Genomic DNA, 15,360 nt, shown 5'->3' with positions numbered 1-15,360 from the left:
GGTAACTTAACAGCATGAAGTTGCCGGGGCTGCGCGCCGACTACGGGTCGATCCTGCTGGGATCCGCCGACGACAGTTCGCGCCTGACCCGAGTCCGAGTCCAGCTGGTGATCACCATCGGCGTGATCGTGGCCAACCTGATCGGCGTGGGCCTGGCGATCGCGCTCGCCACCGTCGGGATTCCGGCGCCCCCGATCCCGTGGGACGCCTGGTGGATGAACTACCTGGTGGTCCCGCTGTACATCGGGATCGCGTTCCTCGTGGGCACGACGATCGGAACGATCCGCCTGGTCCGGTCGCTGCGCTGGTCGATCCGCCGGGAGGAGCCGAACGCGGCCGAGGCGCAGGCCGCGCTCAGCGGGCCGTGGCGGCTCACTTTCCTGCAGGCGGTCCTGTGGGCGGTGGGCACCGTCGTCATGGCGGTGGGTTACGGCACGATCAACACCGATCTCATCTCCAAGATGGCGCTGGTCACAGGGCTGTCCGGCGTGGTCGTGTGCGCGATCTCGTACCAGATCACGGAGTTCGCGCTGCGCCCCGCCGCGGCGCAGGCACTCGAGGCCGGCTACCGCGCGCCCCGCAAGGGGCGGCTGCGGATGCGGGCGGCGACGGCGTGGGCCATCGGCTCCGGCGTGCCGATCCTCGGCATGTTCCTGGTGATGCTGATGGGCACCTTCCGTCCCGACACCACGAAGCTCGACATGTTCGTCGCGGTCACCGCACTGGCGGCGATCGCGCTGCTCACCGGGCCGCTGCTGACGCTGCTGAACACCGACACCCTGGTCGCGCCGCTGCGGGTACTCGGCGGCGCCCTCCGCCGGGTCCGCGACGGCGAGACCGACGTGGCCGTGCGCATCTTCGACGGTTCCGACATGGGCGAGTTGCAGGCCGGGTTCAACGAGATGACCACGGGCCTGGCGGAGCGCGAGCGGCTGCGCGACCTGTTCGGCCGGCACGTCGGCCGCGACGTCGCGGAGCAGGCGCTCGGCTGGGGCGTACAGCTGGGCGGCTCGGAGCAGGTGGTCGGCGTGCTGTTCGTCGACGTCGTCGGGTCCACCACCATCGCCCGGCAGCGCCCCGCCACCGAGGTCGTCGCGCTGCTCAACCGGTTCTTCGAGGTGATCGTGACCGCAGTGGAGGAGAACGACGGCCTGGTCAACAAGTTCGAGGGCGACGCGGTGCTCGCCGTGTTCGGCGCCCCGCTCCCCCACCCCGACCCCGCGGGCGGGCGCTGCGCGCGGCACGGCAGATCGCGGACCGGCTGCCCGCCGCGGTCCCGGACCTCGCCGCCGGAATCGGCGTCTCGTACGGCGTGGTGGTGGCGGGCAACGTAGGCGCGATCGAGCGCTACGAGTTCACGGTGATCGGCGATCCGGTCAACGAATCCGCGCGGCTGTCCGAGGTCGCCAAGCGCGACACCTCCCTGCCCGTCGCGTCCGAGCCCGCGGTCATGGGCGCCCGCGAGGCCGAGTCCCAGCACTGGCGGTTCACCGACGAACAGGACCTGCGCGGCCGCAACGAGATCACCCGGCTCTACGCGCCCGTGGCGGCGCCGAGCACCAGCACGTCGTCGACGAAGGTCGTGCCGCCGACGGTGAACTCCCGCACCCCCGCCACGACGAACCCCGACTTCGCGTAGAAGCGCTTCGCCCGGGCGTTGTCGGCGTTCACGCCGAGCCACACCGGCAGGCCCGCGGCGTCCGCGCGCACCGCGTCCAGCAGTGCGCGCGCGACCGCGCCGCCGTGGTGGTCCGGGTCCACGTACAGCTTGGACAGGTAGGCCGACGGTGCGCCGCGCAGCGCCTGCGGCCCCTCGTCGTGCGGGCCGTGCAACACCAGGGCGTAGCCGACGGGGCCGTCCGCGCCGTCGACCAGGAACACCCGGTGCGCGGGATCGGCCAGGTGCCGGTCGAACTCGGCCTCGGACAGGTGCGTCGCGATGAAGTCCGCGACGTGCTCGCCGGCCAGCGTCGGCGGGCACGCGAGGGGGAATGTGCGCGCGGCGAGGGCCGCCACGGGGCCCGCTTCCTCGGGGTGGGCCCGCCGGACGGATGACGACTTCATGGCGCCCACGGTAGTCGCCTCCGCACGGACGAGCCCCGGGCCGGATATTGTGTTTTAAGTTTGTGGTTTCGAAAGACGAGGAGCGCTGTTGTGGCTAGGACGGACGACCTGCCCGTACGCGGGCGCACCAAGCGTCGCCAGCTGCCGGAGGAGGTCGCGGGTTACGTCCGCGAGCAGATCATGTCCGGCAACATGCGCCCGGGCGAATTCCTGCGGATGGAGCCCATCGCGGAGGCGATCGGGGTCTCGATCACGCCCGTCCGGGAGGGCCTGCTGACGCTGCGCAGCGAGGGCTTCGTGACACTGGTCCCCCGACGTGGTTTCCAGGTGGCCGAGTTCACCCGGCAGGACGTGCGCGACCTGTTCTGGGCGCAGGGGCAGCTGGCCGGGGAGCTCGCGGCCCGCGCCGCCAAGGCTGCGACGCCGGAGCTCCTGGACCGGCTCGCGCAGATCAACGAGCGGACGATGGCGGCCGCCGCAGCGGGCGACACCCAGGCCGTCGGCGATCTGGGGCACGCCTTCCACCGCGAGATCAACCTCGCGGCCGATTCGGATCGGCTGGCGCGGCTGCTGGCCGGCGTGGTCAAGCATCTGCCGAACCAGTTCTACGCGTCGCTGGAGGCGCACGTCGAGGCGACGCGGCTGCAGCACATCGAGATCCTCGACGCGCTCAAGGCGCGCGACTCGCGCAAGGTCCGCAAGCTCATGGAGGCGCACCTCGTGGACAGCGCAGATCACGTGATCGCGCTGTTGGAACAGGCCGGGCTCTGGGTCGAGTCCTGACGTCTCGACTCGCCGGAGCCCGGCCCGGTCTCTGGCGGCGCCGTTGTCGGCGCCGGGGTGACGCGGCTCAGGCGTTGGCCGCCACCGAGTCCGCGAGCGCGATGACGCCCTCCGCGGTCTTCACGTGCGCGATGTCGATGTGCTGCTCCTCGAAGGTCGCGGCCGAGCTCCCCGCGGCCTCCGCCTCGTGGTACGCGGCGAGCAGCCGACGGTAGTAGGCCACGGTCTCCTCGTCGGGAGTGAACACCTCGTGCGCCACCGCCACGTGTGACGGGTGGATCACGACGAGGCCGCGGTAGCCGAGGCGGCGGTTGTCGAGGCAAAACGTGCGCAGGCCGTCGAGGTTCTTGATGTCCTGCCACACGCCCACCACGGGATGACTCAAACCGTTGGAAGCCGCGGCCAACACGAGGCGGCTGCGCAGGTACAGGGTCTCGAGCCCCTCGGGGGTGAACTCGATCCCCAGCGAGCGGCCGGCATCGGCGTCCGGGCCCGTGGCGCCGAGCAGGGACGCGACGCGCGGGCTGGCGGCGGCGATCTCCTCGCACTGCGCCATCGAGGTGGGCGTCTCGTACGAGACGAGCAGCTGGATCTTGCCGATCTCGCCGTCGCGACGCTCGATGTGGGTGATGATCGCATCGAGCGCGGCGATATCGGCGGCGTTGTAGACCTTGGCCAGGAACAGTCCGGTCAGGCCCGGTCGGATGACGGCTTCGAGGTCGCCGTTCAGCAGGCCCGTCTCGTCGGGATTGCAGCGCACCCACAGGTCGGGGCGGATCCCCTCGCCCGCGAGCCGGTCGATCGTGCCCGCCACCGTCACGCGCGCCTCGACCTTCTCCGCGGGAGGTACCGAGTCCTCGAGGTCGAGGATGATCGCGTCGGCGCCCGACGCGATCCCCTTGTCCGCCCAGGCCGACTTGTGGCCCGGGACGAAGAGCATGGAACGGTACGGCTTCATGGACATGTGGCTGCTCCCTTGACGGTCCTGCGTGTGACCTCAGACGCTAGCATTGAATATATTATATGCACAAGGGATTGACGGTCGCAGAGTCGCCGTCGACTCCCGTCGCGCCCGCGCCGAAAGTAGAGTGAAGTGGACGGAGAGGAGTTCGACGTGGAAGCTGCACTATCCGCCGATGCAGGTAGGATCCCCCGCGGTCTCGTGTCCTACGCAGCCCTCGCCGACGCCCTGCGCACGGATCAGGCGCTCCGCAGTGACCCGTCCCTCGCCGTCCGGGTACTCCGCGAATCAGTGCTGCAGGCACGCTCCTCGGCGACGGCCCCGCCCTGGACGCCTTCCACCGCGGGCCTCCCGCGACCGGCCTGGCGGGCTGGGATGCGGTCCTCGCGGGCGCAGCGGTGTTCACCGGCGCGGGCCGCGTCTCGGCCGGCGTCCTCGACTGGTGCTCCGAGCCGGGACGCCGATGCACGGACCTGTTCGACCCGCTCGGCGTGCCACCGAGGTACCGCCTGCTCGAGATGCTGCGCACTCCCGCGGCCCTGCGCGAGCGCAATGTGATCCTCGCGGCCGGCAACCTCGAAGGAGTCTGACCGTGGCCCTGTCACTGACCGCTGCGCAGATCGAAGAGCTGCTCGGTGCACTCGAGGCGGAGCTTCGACGGCGCGGCATCGAGGGGCGGATCTTCCTGGTGGGCGGCGCGGCGATGGCCCTCGCCTACAATGCGGGGCGGTCCACCGGCGACCTCGACGGTGTCCTGCGCCCACGGGACGAGGTTCTCGACGCCGCACACACCGTCGCGACTGAGCGAGGACTCCCTCGAACTGGCTGTCCGACGGAGTCACCCAGGCACACATGCCGCCGCACCCCGACGACCATCCCGTCACCCGCCGTATCGGACCTGCTCAGCATCGAGATCGCCTCACCGAGTACATCCTCGCGATGAAGGCGATGTCCACTCGCCTCTCGGAGGGCGACCTTCGCGATGCGGCCAGGCTGTGCCGACTCCTCGGGTACACCCGCGAGCAGCAGATCGAAGCGGTGATCCGCCGGTACTTCGGCGCCGACGCAGGAATGTTCGGGGCACAGGAACTGTGGTTCGAGCGGATCATCGATGCGGCGTCATTCGCGCCCGAGTAGCCGATCGGTTTCGCGGCGCTCGCGCTTCGTGGGGCGCCCGGCGCCGCGGTCGCGCTGCGGCATGGACATGACGATCTCGCGCGGCGGGGCGGCGGGCTGTTGTCGATGTAGCACGTGGCGGCCACGGGTGCGCCGACCCGCTTGGGGATCAACGACACCACCTCGACGATCCGTTCCCGGCCCGCGAGCCGCAGCCGCACCTCGTCGCCCGGAACGATGTGCTGCGCCGGCTTGGCGGTGGCGCCGTTGACCCGCACGTGCCCGCCGCGGCATGCGGTGGCCGCGGCCGACCGCGTCTTGGTCAGCCGCACCGCCCACAGCCAGGCGTCGACCCGCACGGCTCAGCGCCGACGCATCAGCCGGGAATACCCGACGGCGCCGAGCACACCGAAGGCCACCAGCAGCAGGAAACCGAGGCCCGTGCTGATGAAGAAGCCCACCGCGACGACCACGACCGCCGGGGCGGCCATCGCGGCGACCATTCCCGGGTGCTGCTTCACGACGTCCAGCGCGGCCTTCTTGCGCGCGGGATCGAGCTCTTTTCCAGCCATGACACCAATGTACGCATCCCGGACAGGGCAAGATCGGAACCATGACGGTGCTGGCACTCATGCGACACGGCGAGGCGGGCATGTCGATCCCCGACGAGGCCCGCCCGATCACGGAGACCGGCCGCGAGCAGGCCCTGCGCTCGGCCGGCTGGCTGCTCGAGCAGGATCTCGCGCCCACGCACGCGCTCGTCTCGGCGGCGCGGCGCACCGTCGAGACCTTCCACGCGACCGGGCTGCGCTGCCCGATGACCGCCACCGAGGAGCTCTACGAGTGCCCCGGACGCACGATCCTCGACGAGATCAACGGGCTGCCCGGCGACGTGCCGGTCCTCCTGGTGGTCGCGCACTTCCCCGGCCTTCCCGACGCGGCCGCACAGCTCGATCCGGCGGCCGAGCTGCCGGGGTTCGCGCCCGGCACCGTCGTGCTGTTCGACCTGGACGACGGGCCGGCCGCGCCCGGATCGGGGCGGCTGCGATCCTGGTTCACCCCGTAGGATGCCCGATATGGACACCCTGATCCTGCTGCGGCACGGAAAGTCCGCCTACCCGGACAAGGTGAGGGATCACGACCGGCCGCTCGCGCCCCGCGGGATCCGGCAGGCGGGCCTGGCGGGCAAGGCGATCCGCCGCTACGGATACGAGGTGGACCTCGTCCTGTGCTCGACCGCGGAACGGGCACGGGCCACCCTGGAGCAGGCTGCGGTGGAGGCGCCGGTCGAACTGGTGAAGGACCTCTACGGCGCGAGCGGCGTGGAGATCCTCGCGATCGTCGAGCGGCACGGAGGCGATGCCCGCACGGTGCTCGTCGTCGGGCACGATCCGGGCCTGGCCGAAGCCGCGCAGATCCTCGACGCCACCTTCACGCTGGGCAAGTTCCCGACCTCGGCCTTCGCGGTGGTCGAGGACGGGCACGCGGAACTGCACATCCCCGCTAACGTGGAGCGCGTGACGATCCGGCCCCGCTTCGAGAACTCCGCGCAGGCCCTGTTCACCGACGGCCTCCGCGGTCTCCTCGCCGCCCACCCCGACGCGGTGTGGAACCCCGGGGGCTTCGTCGCCCGCCGGACCCCGCGCACCTCCGGGGTGGCCCTGGTCTCCGGCGGCGGCTCCGGCCACGAACCGATGCACGCCGGGCTCGTCGGGGCCGGCATGCTCGACGCGGCATGCCCGGGCCTGATCTTCACCTCCCAACGCCGTTCAGATCGAGGCCGCCACCCGTGCGGTGGACACCGGCGCGGGCGTCCTGCACATCGTGAAGAACTACACGGGCGACGTGATGAACTTCGCGGTCGCGCGGCGGCTGGCGGGCGCTCGGGCCGGCGACCGGCCGGCGGTCGCGACCGACGTCGTGCTCGTCGACGACGACGTGGCCACGGAGGACACCGCCGGGCCGGGACGCCGGGGCACCGGAGCGACGATCGTGGTCGAGAAGCTGTGCGGCGCAGCGGCTGACGAGGGACGTCACCTGGCCGGCGTCGCGGCGCTCGGCCGCCGGGTCGCGGGTACCGCCCGCTCGATGGCCGTGTCGGTGTCGGGCTGCAACGTCCCCGGCGCGGACGCCGCGTCGTTCGAACTCGCCCCGGGGCACATGGCTTTCGGCGTCGGCATCCACGGCGAGCGCGCCCGCGAGGAGCGCCCGGTGACCGCCGCCGAGGAGATCGTCACCGATCTGCTGGCGCGGATCCTGCCCGGCACCGGCCTCGGCTCCGGCGACCGCGCGCTCGTGGTGGTCAACAACCTCGGCGCCGTCACCGACCTGGAGCTCGGGGTGCTGTTCGCGGAGACGGTCAAGCAGCTCTCCGAGCGCGGCATCGACGTGACCCGTTCTCTGGTAGGACGATTCGTGACGGCGCTCGACATGGCGGGCGCCTCGATCACGGTGATACCGCTGGACGACGAGCTGATCCGCCTCTGGGACGCGCCCACCGCCGCGCCGGGCTGGCCCACCGCGACGACGGCGCCGTCGCACCTCGACCCCCTGGACCACGCGCGCGCCGACGACTCCGCGGACACCGGCGAGCCCAACGTCTGGCTGTCGGACTTCGTCGGGAAGGTGCAGCGGTCCGTCGACGAGCTCACCGAACTCGACCGCAGGGCCGGCGACGGCGACTTCGGCACCAACATGGCGGCCGCGCTCGGCCACTTCCCGCTCCCGTTGCGCGGCAGGGACTCCGAGGTCCTCACCGCGATCGCCACCTCCTACCTGGTGCGGTCGGGCGGCACGTCCGGCGCCGTGTTCGGCACGTTCTTCACCGAGCTCGGCAGGGCGCTGCAGCCCGACGGTGCCGGCTTCGCCGCCGGCGTGCGCGCCGGGCTCGACGCCGTGGTCGAGCTGGGCGGCGCGCGGGTCGGCGACAAGACCGTGGTGGACGCGCTCTCCCCCGCCGCCGACGTGCTCGACGCCGGAGGTTCCCTCGCGGCGGCCGCGGCCGCCGCGGCGCAGGGCGTCGCGGCGACGGCGGACAGCGCCGCCTCGCGCGGCCGGGCCAGCTACCTCGGCGACGCGGTCAAGGGCGTGGCGGATCCCGGTGCGCTGGTGATGTCCTGGCTGTTCGAGGCCGCCGCTCAGTCCCGCTGAGCGAGCACCCCGGCGTCGTGCAGGCGGCCGATCTCGCCGGCCGATAGGCCGAGCACGCCGGCGAGCACCGCGTCGGTGTCGGCCCCGAGGGCCGGCGCGGCCGCGGTGGTGCCGTACTTCCCGGACTCGCGGATCGGGCTGTGCGCGGAGACGACGGGGCCGATGCCCGGCTGATCGACCTCCGCGAGCACACCCGACGCGGTCCCGGCCTCGAAGTCCGCGACCAGATCGCTCATCCGGCGGTAGCGGCTCCACAGCACGCCGGCGTCGGTGAGCGCATCACCTGCGGCCTGAAGATCGCGTTCGGCGAACCAGGGGCGCATGACGGCGGCGAGCGTCTGCCGGTGCACGTACCGTGCGGCCTCGTCGGTGAAGTCCTCCCCGACTGCCTGCTCGATGGCGGCGACCACTGCCTCGGTGCCGGTCGCGGCGAGCAGCGCCTTCCACTGGCGCGGCGTGAGCGCGACGATCATGACGCGCCCGCCGTCGGCGGTCTCGAAGTCCACGCCGAAGCTGCCGTACATGAAGTTGCCGTGGCGCGGCCGGTCGCCGCGCTCGCGCACCTCGGTGAGCCAGCCCAGGTTCGCGATACCTGTGATGGCGATGTCCTCCAGGGCGATCGCGACGTTGGAGCCCGCGCCGGTGCGGTCGCGTCGGCGCAGCGCCGCGAGCAGCGCCGTGGTCGCGGCCTGGCCGGCGATGATGTCCCACGCCGGGAGGACGTGGTTGACGGGTGTGCGGTTCTCGCCCGAGCCGGTGAGGTCGGTGACGCCGACCTCGGAGTTGACGGTGTAGTCGACGGCGGGACCGCCGTCCGCGCGGCCGCCGATGTGCACGCGGATCGCGTCGGGGCGGCGCTCGGCGAGGGCGGCGTGGGTCAGCCAGGGCCGGCCCACCTGGTTGTCGACGAGGACGCCCGCGTCGGGCCCGGCGCCGCGGCCAAGGCCAGGACCAGTTCCCGCCCTCCGGGTTGCGCACGTCGACGGTGACCGACCGCTTGCCGCGGTTGAGTGAGTTCCAGTACAGGCTGCCGCCGGTCGCCTTCGAGAGGGGCCAGCGCCCGTTGTCGGGGCCGCCGCCGAGCGGATCGACGCGGATCACGTCGGCGCCGAGCTGGGCGAGCGTCATGCCCGCCGACGGGCCCGCGACGAAGGACGCGAACTCGACGACCCGCAGGCCGTCGAGGGGGCTGTTGCCGGCGCTCACGCGGTGGCGTCCGCCCGCTCGGCCGCCGGAGCGGCCTGGGCGGCGTCCGGGGTGTCGACGAACAGCACGCCGGAGGCGATCAGACCATCGATCTGGTCCTCGGAGAGCACCTCAGCGGCCACGGCACGGCTGTCGCCGCCGACGCGGGGCGCGGTGCCGGCGCGGTCGGGTCGCTCGCCGTCGAAGGTCCACGGCGGCCGGACCAGCGGCAGTCCGTCTTCCTGGGGCTCGAACATGCCGAGGTGCTCGACCTGCGGATGCTCGCGGTAGCCGCTCATCGTGAGGACCGGCGCGAAGGGCACGTCGTTGGCAGTGAGGATCGCCTCCCACTCGGCGTACGGCCGCTTGAGGAACTCAGCGGCCACGATGGGCACCAGCTCGAAGTAGTTGGCCTCGCGCGGGCGGTACTCACCGAACCGCGGATCCTCGAGCAGGTCCATCCGGTCCATGGACTTGCACAGCGAGCCCCAGAACTTCTGCGACGAGGACAGGTGCACCGCCATCGATTCGCCCGAAGCGGTGTTGACGCAGAAGTTCTGCGCCTGCGGGTGCCGGCTGGTGCGAGTCGGGTTGTGGCCGAGTTCGAAGAGCTGCGCCATCGAGTCCGCGGTGAGCACGCTGACCGCCTCCATGATCGAGGTCTTCACGTACTGCGACTTCCCCGTGTTCTGCCGCCCGACGATCGCAGCGAGCACGCCGGTACACGTGGCCATGCCGGTGATGAGGTCGGCGGACAGACCGCCGGCCAGCTGGGGGTTTCCTCGTCGCCGAAGATGGAGTAGAGGCCGCCGAAGGCGTGGCCGATGGTGTCGTACGCCGGCCGGTCGGCCAGAGGCCCCGTCGACCCGAATCCGGTCACGGAGCCGTAGATGATGTCGGCACGCAGCGCACGGCAGTCCTCCAGGCCGAGCCCCATCGCAGCGACCTTTCCGGGGCGCAGGTTCTCGAGCACCACGTCGAAGTGCGGAATCAAGCCCTTGACCAGATCGACTCCCTCCTGCGACTTCAGGTCGACCGCGAGGCTGCGCTTGCCGGTGTTGTACTGGCGGAAGTACGGACTCTTCTCGTTCAGGTGCCGCCGGAAGTCCTCACCCACGACGGGCTTCTCGATCTTCACCACCTCGGCGCCGAGGGCGCAGAGCATCGAGGTGCCGTACGGCAGCGCGATGTATCCGCCGATCTCCAGGATGCGGATGCCTTCCAGCGGCTTGTGCTGCATGATCGCCTCTCCTTGCGTGACCCGAATCACAAATATTTTATATACGGTAGCACGACGACCCGTGGCGCGGAACCCCTGCCGCACACCCGGTGAGTCTGTGTCCCGATTCACACCGAAGGGTTCCGCTCGTCGCGCAAATATAATATAGTTTGCTGTGTCAGCGGTCACACCGGACGACGAAACATGGACCCACCTGCATGTTTCGATCTACGGAGAACGTGATCCGCACCACGCGAACCGGCAGAAGGAGAAGGCCCGATGAGCGATCAAGGGTGGCAGGCACGCTACGACAGGCTCTACATCGGCGGCGAGTGGGTGAGCCCGTCGAGCACCCGCACGTTCGACGTCATCAACCCGGCCACCGAGGAGGTCGTGGCGACGGTCCCCGAGGCCGTCGAGGCCGACGTCGACAAGGCGGTCGCGGCCGCGCGGCAGGCGTTCGACCACGGTCCGTGGCCCCGCACGCCCCTAGAGGACCGCATCGCGCTGCTGCGCAAGCTGAGCGCGAAACTGGCCGAGCATGAAGCCGACGCGGCCGCACTGGTCACCTCGGAGATGGGCGCCCCGATCACCATATCGACGAAGATGCAGTCGATCGGCCCCCGGCTCCTGCTGGACGCCTTCCTGGATCTGGCACCGCTGTACCCGTGGACGGACTTCCGCCAGTCGGTGACCGGCAACGCGATGGTCACCCGCGAGCCGGTCGGTGTCGTCGGCGCGATCGTCCCGTGGAACGCGCCGCTGCTGATCACCATGATCAAGCTCGCGCCCGCGCTGCTCGCCGGCTGCACGATGGTCATCAAGCCCACGCCCGAGACGCCCCTCGACGCCTACTTCCTGGCGCACCTGCTCGACGAGATCGGCCTCCCGCCGGGCGTCGTGAACGTGGTGCCGGCGCAGCGCGAGGTCAGTGAGTACCTGGTACGCCACAACGGCGTCGACAAGATCTCCTTCACCGGCTCCACCGGTGCGGGTCGTCGGATCGGCGCGATCTGCGGTGAGGCGCTGCGACGGTGCACGCTCGAGCTGGGCGGCAAGTCGGCGGCCGTGCTGCTCGACGATGCCGACCTCGACGCCGCCATCGCCGCCATCCGCGCCGTCTCGCTGCGCAACAGCGGACAGGTCTGCTCCAACAAGACCCGCATCGTGGTCGCGAACTCGCGCCGCGAGGAGCTCTACGACCGCCTCGTGGACCTCATGGCATCGATGCCCGTGGGCGACCCGTTCGACCCCGCCACCGAGATCGGCCCCATGGCGAGCCGGAACCACCGTTCCCGCGTCGAGGACTACATCGGCATCGGCGTCGACTCGGGGGCGAAGGTCCTCGTCGGCGGGCGCGGCGTCCCCGACGGGCTCGACCGCGGCTGGTTCGTCAATCCCACGATCTTCGCCGACGTCGATCCGAACGCGCGGATCGCGCAGGAGGAGATCTTCGGTCCGGTGCTCACGGTGCACACCTTCGACACCGAGGCCGAGGCCGTGGCGATCGCCAACAACTCCGAGTACGGGCTCAACGGCTCGGTCTTCGCCGCCGACCCGGAGCACGCGCTCGCCGTCGCCCGGCAGATCCGCACCGGCACCGTCGAGGTGAACGGCAACGGCGTCGGCTTCACCGCGCCCATCGGCGGCTTCAAGAACAGCGGCATCGGCCGCGAGGCCGGCCTCGAGGGCTTCGACGCCTACGTCGAACTCAAGTCCTACGGCCTCCCCGCCGCCACCTACGACCGCCTGTCCTGACTTCGAGGAGAACCACTTCCATGACAGACCTCACTATCGAGCAGGCCGCGGCCGCCTTCGTCACCGGCCTGACTTTCGAGACGATCAGTGCGGAGGCCCTCGCCGGCACCCGCCGCCTGATGGAGGACCAGCTTGCGCTGCAGGTGGGCTGCAGCTCGCTCCCCTGGTGCCAGGCAATCCTGGACCTGACCCGCGCCTCGCACGCCCCGGGCGTCTCCAGTGTCACCGCGTCGGACGACAGGTTCAGCGCCGCCGACGCCGCTTTCGTGAACGCGACGTTCGGCCACAGCTTCGAGTACGACGACGCGCACAGCGCCTCGCTGAGCCACCCCGGCAGCGCCGTGGTGTCCGCTGCGATCGCGATCGGCGAGGAGACCGGCGCGACGATCGAGGACGTCCTCGTCGGAATCGTCGCCGGCTACGAAATCTACACCCGGATCGGCACCCTCGCCGCGCCTATGCTGCTACAGAACGGCTTCCACCCGCACGCGGTGCTCTCCCTTCGGCGCTGCGGCCGTCGTCGCGAAGATGAAGGGCTACGACGCCGAGGCCACGCTGCACGCACTGTCCATCGCGTTCAGCCACAGTTCGGGCACCACCGAGTACACGAGCTCGGGCGGCTCGATCAAGCGGATCCACTCCGGGATCGGCACCCGTAACGGGATCCGGGCCGCGGAGATGGCGGCGGCGGGCATCACCGGACCGACGAGGTTCCTCTCGGGCGCCAAGGGCTTCTTCAACACCTTCGTCCGGCGCGAACTCACCGCGGCCGACACCGAGCGGTTCGCCCTGGACCGTCCCTTCGAGATCGCTGGCCCCCTGTTCAAGCCCTACTGCGCGTGCGGCTACAACCACGCGTTCATCGACGGTGCGCGCACCCTCTCGGGCCGCGTGGGCGAGATCGAGAAGGTGGAGCTGGCGATCCAGCCCTCGGGCGACGTGGTCGTGGGCAACAAGAACGTGAGCGCGTGGGCGCCGCAGAAGATCGAGCAGCTGCAGTACGCGCTCCCCTTCCAGTTCTCGCTGTCCGCACTCGGGATCGGCAACGGTTACCAGGTGCACAAGGCCTACCTGGACGGCCGGCTCGATCTCGGCCCGTCGAGCGAGGTCGCCGAGTTCGCCCAGCGGATCACCATCCGCCCGGAGCCGGAGCTCGACAAGGACTACGGCCGGAAGATGGTGGGCGACATCACCGTCACCTTCTCCGACGGTTCCACCGAGCACCTGTTCGTGGAGGATTCCGTGGGCTCGGCCGATAACCCGATGTCCGAGGCCGACCTCGACGCCAAATATCGCGACCTCGCCGCCGAGGAACTCGGCGACGCCCGCGCGGACGAGCTGCTCGCGGCCATCAAGGGCGCCCCGCTCGACACCCCCGCCACCGCCTTCGCAGCCCTGCTGCGCCGCTGAACGATCGATTCACCGAAATCCGACCGAAGCACCACCCTCAACCAAGGAGTCAATGATATGCCCGGAGAACACCTCAACGCACAGTCGCGCCTGATCGTCACGGGCCTCGACGACAACGGCAAGTCGACGATCGTCTCGGACGGTAACACCGAGGTCCGCGTCGCCACTCCCGGATTCACCGTGATGGAGCTGTGGCAGTTCGACTCGATCCCGAACCACATCCTCGCCCCGAACACCCTCGGCGACCAGCCCGTCATCGACCCGCCGGCCAACGGTCTCACCGTCCGCATCGCGAGCTTCCCGCCCGACAGCGAGTTCGACGCCGCGGCGTACGCCGAGTCGCTGGACGCCTTCCACGGCGGCGACAGCCACGACGGCGCCGAGGAGGGTCAGGCGGGCGGCCTCTGGCACGAGACCGACACCGTCGACGTCGTCACGCTGCTCTCGGGCGAGCTGTACGCCGTGACCGAGACCGGCGAGACGAAGATGCTGCCCGGCGACACGATCGTCAACCGCGGCATCAAGCACATCTGGAGCAATAAGACCGATCAGCCCGCCGTCGTGCTGGCCTGCATGGTTTCGGCGTCCCGCTGATGAGGGGCGTCTACTTCAAGGGCAACCGCGAGCTGGAGGTCACCGACTTCCCGGATCCCACGCCGGGTCCCGGCGAGGTCGTCGTCCGGATCAAGGCGTCCGGCCTGTGCGGCAGCGACCTGAAGTTCTACCGCGATCCCCCGGAGGAGGCCTTGAAGGCCCTGGGCTTCAAGGACTTCTCGGAGCGGGGCATCACCGAGGTCCCGAAGATCGTCGCCGGGCACGAGCCCTGCGGCGTGATCGAGGAGCTCGGCCCGGGCGTGGATCCCCGCGCCTGGAGCGTGGGCGACCGCGTGATGGTCTTCCACTACAAGGGCTGCGGTTACTGCGATTCCTGTCGCACCGGCTGGTCCCAGCTGTGCGTGCAGGGCGCCACCATCTACGGCGCCACGGCGCACGGCGGCCACGCCGAGTACATCGTCGTGCCGGCGGAGACGCTGGTGACCCTGCCGGATTCGATCAGCTTCTCGGCGGGCGCGGCGATCGCGTGCGGCACGGGCACGGCGTTCGGTGCGATCAAGCGCGGCAACATCACGGGCCACGACACCGTGCTCATCGCCGGCGCCGGACCGATCGGCCAGGCCGCCATCCAGTTCACGAAGGCGCTGGGCTGCAAGGTGATCGTCACCGACGTCACCGCGGACAAGCTGTCGACGGCGGCACGCCTGGGCGCCGACTACGTGCTCGACTCGACCAAGGTCGACGTCGTCGACGCGGTCAAGGATCTCACCAAGGGACGCGGTGCCTCCGCGGCGATCGACACCTCCGGCGTCCCCGCGGCGCGCAAGGCCGCGACGCGCGCCCTCGGCACGTGGGGCCGCATCGTCCTGGTGGGCCTGGGCGGCAACATCGACCTCGACGTCTCGCCCGACCTGGTGATCAAGCAGGTCTCGGTAATCGGCTCGTACACCTTCAACAACGTCGGAATGGGCGAGTGCGCCCGGTTCGTCGCCAACCACGGCATCGACGTCGACGCGGTCTTCAGCGACCGGTGGAGCATCGAGGACGCCGGCAAGGCGTACGTCGAGTTCGACAAGCAGACGCGCGGCAAGGCCGTCTTCGAATTCTGACCGCGAGTCCCTTCTCGCACCATCACCACACAGCGCGTGCGAGGTGTCCG

The 15,360-nt window shown here is 70.6% G+C and carries 15 protein-coding genes and 6 pseudogenes; 14 read left to right on the top strand and 7 right to left on the bottom strand.

What is annotated here, in order from left to right; translation table 11 throughout:
• Positions 1–14 precede the first annotated feature (14 nt).
• Complete coding sequence (locus MTP03_RS03440; RefSeq protein WP_371820876.1) at positions 15–1,334, top strand: adenylate/guanylate cyclase domain-containing protein; 1,320 nt, start codon at positions 15–17, stop codon at positions 1,332–1,334.
• Positions 1,319–1,639: a hypothetical protein gene (locus tag MTP03_RS23325; protein WP_371820875.1), complete on the top strand. Its 321-nt coding sequence runs from the start codon at positions 1,319–1,321 to the stop codon at positions 1,637–1,639. The genes MTP03_RS03440 and MTP03_RS23325 overlap by 16 nt, the downstream gene beginning before the upstream one ends.
• Here the strand turns inward: MTP03_RS23325 and MTP03_RS03435 are convergent.
• Complete coding sequence (locus tag MTP03_RS03435; RefSeq protein ID WP_248490745.1) at positions 1,534–2,064, bottom strand: GNAT family N-acetyltransferase; 531 nt, start codon at positions 2,062–2,064, stop codon at positions 1,534–1,536. The genes MTP03_RS23325 and MTP03_RS03435 overlap by 106 nt on opposite strands.
• A 90-nt stretch (positions 2,065–2,154) precedes the next feature.
• Between MTP03_RS03435 and MTP03_RS03430 the strand changes: the two genes are divergently transcribed.
• On the top strand, positions 2,155–2,847 hold the full coding sequence (locus tag MTP03_RS03430; protein ID WP_248490744.1) for a GntR family transcriptional regulator: 693 nt from the start codon (positions 2,155–2,157) through the stop codon (positions 2,845–2,847).
• 67 nt (positions 2,848–2,914) lie between these two features.
• Here MTP03_RS03430 and MTP03_RS03425 read toward each other — a convergent pair whose 3' ends face one another.
• Positions 2,915–3,811 (bottom strand): CoA ester lyase, encoded by an 897-nt coding sequence (locus MTP03_RS03425; protein ID WP_371820874.1) that lies wholly within the window; start codon positions 3,809–3,811, stop codon positions 2,915–2,917.
• Between the two features lie 395 nt (positions 3,812–4,206).
• Between MTP03_RS03425 and MTP03_RS03420 the strand changes: the two genes are divergently transcribed.
• Genes MTP03_RS03420 through MTP03_RS03410 form a run of 3 tightly spaced genes read left to right on the top strand, consistent with a single transcriptional unit; the run spans position 4,207 to position 4,945 of the window.
• Entirely contained in the window at positions 4,207–4,398 is a 192-nt protein-coding gene (locus MTP03_RS03420) for a hypothetical protein (protein ID WP_248490743.1), read from the top strand.
• Positions 4,399–4,400: 2 nt separating this feature from the next.
• On the top strand, positions 4,401–4,751 hold the full coding sequence (locus MTP03_RS03415; protein ID WP_248490742.1) for a hypothetical protein: 351 nt from the start codon (positions 4,401–4,403) through the stop codon (positions 4,749–4,751).
• 5 nt (positions 4,752–4,756) lie between these two features.
• Entirely contained in the window at positions 4,757–4,945 is a 189-nt protein-coding gene (locus MTP03_RS03410) for a hypothetical protein (RefSeq protein ID WP_248490741.1), read from the top strand.
• Here MTP03_RS03410 and MTP03_RS03405 read toward each other — a convergent pair.
• Both MTP03_RS03405 and MTP03_RS03400 read right to left on the bottom strand, forming a co-directional pair.
• A pseudogene (locus MTP03_RS03405) lies at positions 4,928–5,283 on the bottom strand (RNA-binding S4 domain-containing protein). The gene MTP03_RS03410 and the pseudogene MTP03_RS03405 sit on opposite strands and share 18 nt — an antisense overlap.
• Before the next feature lie 3 nt (positions 5,284–5,286).
• Positions 5,287–5,496 (bottom strand): hypothetical protein, encoded by a 210-nt coding sequence (locus MTP03_RS03400; RefSeq protein WP_248490740.1) that lies wholly within the window; start codon positions 5,494–5,496, stop codon positions 5,287–5,289.
• Positions 5,497–5,537: 41 nt separating this feature from the next.
• Between MTP03_RS03400 and MTP03_RS03395 the strand changes: the two genes are divergently transcribed.
• The 3 genes and pseudogenes from MTP03_RS03395 to MTP03_RS03385 all read left to right on the top strand — a co-directional run bounded on the left by MTP03_RS03395 (position 5,538) and on the right by MTP03_RS03385 (position 8,074).
• Positions 5,538–5,990: a histidine phosphatase family protein gene (locus MTP03_RS03395; RefSeq protein WP_248490739.1), complete on the top strand. Its 453-nt coding sequence runs from the start codon at positions 5,538–5,540 to the stop codon at positions 5,988–5,990.
• Between the two features lies 1 nt (position 5,991).
• Positions 5,992–6,168 (top strand): annotated as a pseudogene (locus MTP03_RS03390) (histidine phosphatase family protein); the annotation flags it as partial.
• A 273-nt stretch (positions 6,169–6,441) separates the two neighbouring features.
• A pseudogene (locus tag MTP03_RS03385) lies at positions 6,442–8,074 on the top strand (dihydroxyacetone kinase family protein).
• Here the strand turns inward: MTP03_RS03385 and MTP03_RS03380 are convergent.
• From MTP03_RS03380 to MTP03_RS03375, 3 genes and pseudogenes are all read right to left on the bottom strand, one after another.
• Positions 8,062–8,970: a CoA transferase gene (locus MTP03_RS03380; protein ID WP_256465215.1), complete on the bottom strand. Its 909-nt coding sequence runs from the start codon at positions 8,968–8,970 to the stop codon at positions 8,062–8,064. The pseudogene MTP03_RS03385 and the gene MTP03_RS03380 overlap by 13 nt on opposite strands.
• 124 nt (positions 8,971–9,094) lie before the next feature.
• Positions 9,095–9,202: pseudogene (locus MTP03_RS22565) on the bottom strand (hypothetical protein); the annotation flags it as partial.
• Between the two features lie 74 nt (positions 9,203–9,276).
• Positions 9,277–10,424, bottom strand: a pseudogene (locus MTP03_RS03375) (CaiB/BaiF CoA transferase family protein).
• 333 nt (positions 10,425–10,757) lie between these two features.
• Here MTP03_RS03375 and MTP03_RS03370 point away from each other — a divergent pair.
• From MTP03_RS03370 to MTP03_RS03350, 5 genes and pseudogenes are all read left to right on the top strand, one after another.
• A complete protein-coding gene (locus MTP03_RS03370) occupies positions 10,758–12,236 on the top strand; it encodes an aldehyde dehydrogenase (protein WP_248490738.1) in 1,479 nt (492 codons plus the stop codon).
• A gap of 20 nt (positions 12,237–12,256) precedes the next feature.
• Positions 12,257–12,932: pseudogene (locus MTP03_RS23320) on the top strand (MmgE/PrpD family protein); the annotation flags it as partial.
• A complete protein-coding gene (locus MTP03_RS03360; protein ID WP_371820953.1) occupies positions 12,915–13,646 on the top strand; it encodes a hypothetical protein in 732 nt (243 codons plus the stop codon). The pseudogene MTP03_RS23320 and the gene MTP03_RS03360, both read left to right, overlap by 18 nt.
• Positions 13,647–13,703: 57 nt before the next feature.
• Positions 13,704–14,240, top strand: coding sequence for a cupin domain-containing protein (locus MTP03_RS03355; protein ID WP_248490736.1), 537 nt, complete (start codon positions 13,704–13,706; stop codon positions 14,238–14,240).
• Positions 14,240–15,310 (top strand): zinc-binding dehydrogenase, encoded by a 1,071-nt coding sequence (locus tag MTP03_RS03350; protein ID WP_248490735.1) that lies wholly within the window; start codon positions 14,240–14,242, stop codon positions 15,308–15,310. Before MTP03_RS03355 ends, MTP03_RS03350 begins: the two co-directional genes overlap by 1 nt.
• The last annotated feature ends 50 nt before the right edge of the window (positions 15,311–15,360 follow it).

Source organism: Tsukamurella sp. PLM1 (assembly GCF_023168325.1).
Lineage (GTDB): Bacteria > Actinomycetota > Actinomycetes > Mycobacteriales > Mycobacteriaceae > Tsukamurella.
This window is presented reverse-complemented; position numbering and strand designations above follow the sequence as displayed.